This is a genomic window from Alkalibacterium putridalgicola (genome assembly GCF_900109825.1).
GTDB lineage: Bacteria > Bacillota > Bacilli > Lactobacillales > Carnobacteriaceae_A > Alkalibacterium > Alkalibacterium putridalgicola.
Window position 1 is genome coordinate 21981 of sequence record NZ_FOBL01000032.1, and the last position, 6087, is coordinate 28067.

The following is a 6087-nucleotide window of genomic DNA, read 5'->3' on the forward strand; positions in this document are numbered from 1 at the left end:
ATTGCTCTACCAGCGGCCTTTTTTACTTCCTTATCTGCCGGAAGAGCCGAAGCCACCTATGCGCTTGTCAAAGGCATGGTCTTCCTCATCCACGACTTCATATCTGGAAAAGATGCCCTGAGCAATGCGTTCTCCTTTAGCGATCGTGACATCTTCGAGCCCGTAGTTAATGACCTGAACAAAGATTTCACCTTCATTTCCTGCATTCCCATAATAGTCAGAATCAATGACGCCTATGCCGTTTGGAACAGCCAGCTGACGTTTCATCGGGTTGCTTGACCGGTTAGCCAGCAGCAAGTACTCATTTTCCGGCATATAGGCTTTCACTCCTGTCGGAATGAGCGTCGACCGCATCGGATTCTCACCGCTTTTATCTGTTTCTTTCGATTCCTTGAATGCGGAGGGAACAACCACATCTACTGCAGCCGTTAAATCATACCCGGCTGACCCTTTCGTGGCCCGTTTCGGCAGCACCAGGTCTGCTTCTTTATACTTCGTTACAATTTCAAATCCTCTAAGTCTAGTCATTTTACGCTCTGCACAGAAAAACGTGCAGATCAACTCCCCTTTCAATGCACACTATAATACTTCCATTTTACACTAAAAACGGCTTAACATAAATGAGTAATATAAAAAACCTCTCTGAGTATACACTGTATACCAGAGAGGAAAAAAGGGGGCTATTCTAATACAACCCAGGTCATCTCGAATTAACGGATAACGTTAGTTGTTTCTGGATCGAAGAAGTGAGATTTGCCCATATCAAAGGCCAAGTCAACATCTTCACCCGGTTTGTGATAGTCACGTGCATCAACACGCGCGATGTATTCAGTGCTTCCAATTTGTGAATAAAGCATGGTTTCAGCACCTAAAAGCTCAGAAACGGTAACTTTTGATCTGACAACTGAGTTAGGGAATGATTCCAAAGCAACTTGCTCGCTCTTGATATCTTCTGGACGAATACCGAAGACAAGTTTTGCTCCGTCGCCATATCCTTTTTCACGAAGTAATTTCATTTTACCTTCAGGTACTTCGATATCTAAGCCATCGTGGTTACTGATACGGTTGCCTTCTAGTGTAACGTCGAAGAAGTTCATAGCAGGTGATCCGATGAAGCCACCAACAAAGACGTTGACTGGGAAGTCATAAACTTCTTTAGGTGAACCGATCTGCTGTACGAAACCGTCTTTCAAGATAACGATACGATCAGCCATTGTCATCGCTTCAGTCTGGTCGTGGGTAACGTAGATAGATGTTGTATTCAAGCGCTGGTGCAGTTTAGCGATCTCAGCACGCATGGCAACACGCAGTTTAGCATCCAAGTTAGATAAAGGCTCATCCATCAGGAATACTTTAGCATCACGAACGATCGCACGGCCTAAAGCTACACGCTGACGTTGTCCACCAGATAGAGCGGCTGGCTTACGGTCCAACAGTTCTGTCAGTCCCAAGATATCTGCAGCATTTTCAACACGTTTTTTGATTTCGTCTTTTTTGTACTTACGCAGCTTAAGTCCGAAAGCCATGTTGTCGAACACAGTCATATGCGGATACAAAGCGTAGTTCTGGAATACCATCGCGATGTCACGGTCTTTAGGCGCTACATCGTTCATCATTGTGTCACCGATCCATAATTCACCGTCAGTGATTTCTTCCAGTCCAGCGATCATACGAAGCGTTGTTGACTTACCACAGCCTGAAGGTCCAACGAAGACGATAAATTCACGGTCTTTCACGCGCATATCGAAATCGGATACTGCAAAATCATCTGAGTTATCATAACGTTTGTAAATATTCTTCATTGCGATTTCTACCATAAGTAAAAACACCTTTCTTCTTTTGAGTTTTATGATCCTTATTTATGAATCAAACATTGTTTAGTTGACAATTCTTATTATATTGAAAACGTTTTACCATTCCTATGTAATCGTGCACAAAAATGATGTAAGCGGTTTGTGCACGTTGACAAAGAGAAAGAGGTCGAATCGTTGATCAACGTAACCTTTGGAATATTCGGCTGACTATATATTTTATTCAACAAGGCAGATATAGGTGCTCAAGGTGAAGCACAATGAGTTCTCATAACTGATCAGTGGTGATTTTATCGCTTTACAGCAGTGCTTGATAAAGCTTTGAATAGACTTTCTATGAACATTTCAAACGCTCTCTTTTGTGTTCATATCATGGTTTCAGTTTCGTTGACAACCCACATCGTTCCCTATAAAATAAGGAGAGCGACTTACTTTTATACAGTAAAAAAACCAGTACATTGACCTTATCCATATACTCAGGATAAACCGGAGAGGAATTAAATGACCTATACTTTTTTGGATCCTTTTACTATTAAAAAAGGACTGACATTAAAAAACAGAGTGTTGATGGCTCCTATGACGACAAGTTCAAGTACCACAGAAGGCGATGTCACTGATGCCGAGCTTATCTATTATCTAGTCCGATCAAATGGACCAGGCGCAGTGATAACCGCCTGTGCCTATATCTCATCAGAAGGACAAGCTTTCCCCAATGGTATGAGTGTTGCAAAAGACAGTCACATTGACGGACTAAGTAGATTGGCAACAGTAATAAAGCTTCAGGGTGCTAAACCGATCCTGCAAATCTATCATGGAGGACGAATGAGCCAGCGAAAATATAACGGCGGGAGACAACCTATATCGCCTTCTTCTGTACGCGCTGAGAGAAAATGGGCAGATACGCCAAAAGAACTCACAGAGGGTGGTATAAATATACTTATCCATCAGTTCGGTTCTGCCGTCAGAAGAGCCATAGAGGCAGGATTTGATGGCGTGGAGCTGCATGGAGCGAATACCTATATGCTTCAGCAGTTCTTTTCACCCCATTCCAACCAGCGGAGTGATAAATGGGGAGGATCGATGGAAAAGAGGGTAAACTTTCCTCTTGAGGTCGTCAGACACTGTCAGGCCATAATCGAAGAATATGCTGACAGACCGTTTCTTCTAGGGTACCGATTTTCCCCAGAAGAAGTGGAAACACCTGGTATACGACTCCATGATACGCTCTTTCTGGTCGATGCATTGATCAGGGAAAACATTGACTATCTTCACCTTTCTGTCAATTATTATTATCAGCCATCTTTAGTCGGTTTTCGGAATTATAAAGAACAGATTCCCTATCAGATTGGCAGACATATCAATAGCAGAGTCCCTCTTATAAGTGTGGGGGCGATCAAAATGCCGACTGATGCTGAAAAGGCTTTGGACTATTCACAATTAGTGGCGTTAGGAAAGCCATTGATCATTGATCCACAATGGGTCCAAAAGGTCGAGAATAACGATGAAAAATCGATCCAAACTACATTGAGGCTATCTAAAAAGTCAGCCTACCATATCCCTGACCCCTTATGGAACACTCTCATTTCAATTCCTAAGTGGATCCCAATACGTGAATAAGAAATCAACCTGTGCTCAGAGTACAAATAAATGGTATGCTTAATATAGAAAGTGTAAAGAAAGGATTTTGATTATGCACATCACAGTAACAGACAAAGCGGTTAAATGGTTTGAAGATGAAATGGCTCTGGATTCTGGAGACGCTATTCGTTTTTTTGGTAAAACTTACGGGAAGACGGAAGTCCATGATGGATTTTCAGTAGGTATGAGCGTCGAGCATCCAGACGACGAGGTCTTGGGGAAAACTGAAATCAACGGAATCACTTACTATGCCGGTACAGAAGACGACTGGTTTTTCAGCAGATATGATTTAGTTGTAGATTATGACGAAAAGAAAGACGAACCGATCTATCACTTTGAAAGCAATGAATAGCTTCGACCACATTTTTTATTTAACAGCAATCAGGCTACCATTTCGAGAGTAGAATCTTTCTGCTCTTTTTTTATGCCGTCTGACAAAAAGACTCCCTCTTAACTGTCAGAACAGTCATGGGGGAGTCTTTAGAATTCACCTTTTCATTTTCTTAAATCAGTTTTTCGGGACTAAATCTTTTAGACACTTGTTTTATCAGGAAAAAATCTACAAGGAACATTAAACTTCCTATCACAACCAGGAAAAAGTCATTCAGCAAAAACAGGCCGGATGTTTGTCCAACCAGGAGCAGGATGACAGGCAGGACAAGTAAGCCGCTGATTTGTTGGGCGCCCTGAAAACTGTTCGCTTTCGCTGAAACAAGAGCTGTAAAGACAAGAGACAGCATACTAAGTGCAGGTGACAGCCAGCCGACAATCAGCAGCCACTGAACAGTCGGAAAAATCAATTGATCAAAATACACTAGGCCGCCAACATTGATAATGACTGTAAAAATGAGAAATGAAAACAGAGTGACTACAAAAGAAGGCAGAAAGACACCAAATATCTTTGCACGCAGTAATCGTTCCATGGAGATAGGTGTGTAGAAAAGACTTTCCATGGTATGATGTTCTTTTTCACCAACAAAACTGCTTGCGCCCATGACGCTCGAGCTTAGTATAGAGATGATAAGGAAGAATGGTGGAAAAAGAAAATCGACCGTGATCTTGATTAAAAGTTGTGCAGGAGTATAAGCAGAAGAGTCAAATTGGAGCTGCTTTATAAGGGGTTCGATATCCGTAAACACATTCGAATCCATGTCTGTTACATATTGAGCACCAATTAGCAGTACAGAAGGGAAGATAACGACAAAAAGCAACGGAACAATAATCATAGGCAATAAGACCTGTTTATTACTCAATAGTTCCTGAATATCTTTTTTTATAAGTGCTTGTTCACTCTTATTCATCCTGTTCCTCCTCACTGAAGGAATTTTTAATAAACATGAAGTACAGTTCTTCCAAAGTCAATTTCTGCTGTTTCGCTTCAAAAATCTTTCCACCATTTTTAACAATGGCAGTTATCATGGCACTGGCTTCCTCATCATCTGAAACATGTTTAGCATATACTCCCCCTCGACTTTGAACAAATCCGAGGTTGGAAGGGATCGAATTCCCTCTAACCGTTAGCTGTACGCGAGCTTGCTTTAAGGCGGCCAATTCGTCAAATGTTCCAAAACCAAGAAGTTCCCCTTTATGTATAAACCCATAGAGCGAACATATCTCTTCAGCATATTTCAACTGATGTGTACAGAGGAAAACAGTGACTTTATTTTCAGTGGCCAGGTTCTTGATCAAACCAGTTACATTACGTGCACTTTCCGGATCTAAACCGGAAGTCGGCTCATCCAGAAATAAAACTTTTGGATCATGAATCAAAGCAATCGCCAGCGACACTCTTTTTTTCATACCGGTACTTAACGTCTGTACCTTTTGTTCACGCACTTCTCTCAATTCTAACTTACTGATCAAGTACTCTATTCGTTCGCTCAACAGTGACTCTTCCATTTCATGCATATTACCGAAAAACCGTAAATTCTGTTCCGTAGTCAAGTGTCTATAGCTATGTGCCGTTTCTGTCATAACCCCACACAAACGATGTACAGCCTTTGGGTTTTCTGCAACTGAATTATTCAGAATTTCTGCGTGACCAGAAGACATTGAAAGAAGTCCATTCAATATTCTCACTGTCGTTGTCTTCCCGGATCCATTTGGTCCTAGGAACCCAAATATTTCGCCTTCTAAAATACTAAAATTGATATTCTTAAGCACACTAGTCTGGCCATCAAAAGATTTCTCTAAATTCTTTATCTTGATTGCATGCATATTTATCCACTCGTTTTCTCTTATTCTGATATGAATATACTACTCAATTTCTGTAAAAAAAGACACAAAAAAACTCCGCAAGCAGGGCTCGAACCTGCGACATCATGATTAACAGTCATGCGCTCTACCAGCTGAGCTATTGCGGAATGGTAAGTTTTATATAAAAAAAAAGAGCTGCACGGCAACGTCCTGCTTTCACAAAGGGAAACCCTTCACTATCCTCGGCGCTGGGAAGCTTAACGGCTGTGTTCGGAATGGGAACAGGTGGGTCCTTCCCGCCATCGTCACCGCACAGTGACTCTTCTTTTTGTTTTTTTGAGAACTCTGTTCTCTCAAAACTAGACAGTTGATTTTACGTACACACAACGTTTTTCTACAACACCGCATCTTACCCTTAAGCCACCTTAATCTAGTTCTGCTC

The 6087-nt window shown here is 41.6% G+C and carries 6 protein-coding genes, 1 tRNA gene and 1 rRNA gene; 2 read left to right on the top strand and 6 right to left on the bottom strand.

Annotated features, from left to right (window positions below; translation table 11 throughout):
- Positions 1-30 precede the first annotated feature (30 nt).
- Both dut and BMX84_RS09970 read right to left on the bottom strand, forming a co-directional pair.
- Entirely contained in the window at positions 31-528 is a 498-nt protein-coding gene (gene dut / locus BMX84_RS09965; protein WP_091489351.1) for a dUTP diphosphatase, read from the bottom strand.
- A 182-nt stretch (positions 529-710) separates the two neighbouring features.
- A complete protein-coding gene (locus tag BMX84_RS09970) occupies positions 711-1817 on the bottom strand; it encodes an ABC transporter ATP-binding protein (protein ID WP_091489353.1) in 1107 nt (368 codons plus the stop codon).
- Positions 1818-2312: 495 nt separating this feature from the next.
- Between BMX84_RS09970 and BMX84_RS09975 the strand changes: the two genes are divergently transcribed.
- The gene (locus BMX84_RS09975; RefSeq protein WP_091489354.1) at positions 2313-3428 is read left to right on the top strand and encodes an NADH-dependent flavin oxidoreductase; all 1116 of its coding nucleotides are present in this window, start codon (positions 2313-2315) and stop codon (positions 3426-3428) included.
- A gap of 73 nt (positions 3429-3501) precedes the next feature.
- Positions 3502-3801 (top strand): HesB/YadR/YfhF family protein, encoded by a 300-nt coding sequence (locus BMX84_RS09980; protein ID WP_091489356.1) that lies wholly within the window; start codon positions 3502-3504, stop codon positions 3799-3801.
- A gap of 151 nt (positions 3802-3952) precedes the next feature.
- Here BMX84_RS09980 and BMX84_RS09985 read toward each other — a convergent pair whose 3' ends face one another.
- The 4 genes from BMX84_RS09985 to rrf all read right to left on the bottom strand — a co-directional run bounded on the left by BMX84_RS09985 (position 3953) and on the right by rrf (position 5958).
- Positions 3953-4750 carry an ABC transporter permease gene (locus BMX84_RS09985; protein ID WP_091489357.1) on the bottom strand — a complete coding sequence of 266 codons (798 nt, stop codon included), beginning with the start codon at positions 4748-4750 and terminating at the stop codon, positions 3953-3955.
- Positions 4743-5666 (bottom strand): ABC transporter ATP-binding protein, encoded by a 924-nt coding sequence (locus tag BMX84_RS09990; RefSeq protein ID WP_091489359.1) that lies wholly within the window; start codon positions 5664-5666, stop codon positions 4743-4745. Before BMX84_RS09990 ends, BMX84_RS09985 begins: the two co-directional genes overlap by 8 nt.
- A 73-nt stretch (positions 5667-5739) precedes the next feature.
- Positions 5740-5812 (bottom strand) — tRNA-Asn (locus tag BMX84_RS09995).
- A 30-nt stretch (positions 5813-5842) separates the two neighbouring features.
- A 5S ribosomal RNA gene (rrf, locus tag BMX84_RS10000) occupies positions 5843-5958 on the bottom strand.
- Positions 5959-6087 lie beyond the last annotated feature (129 nt).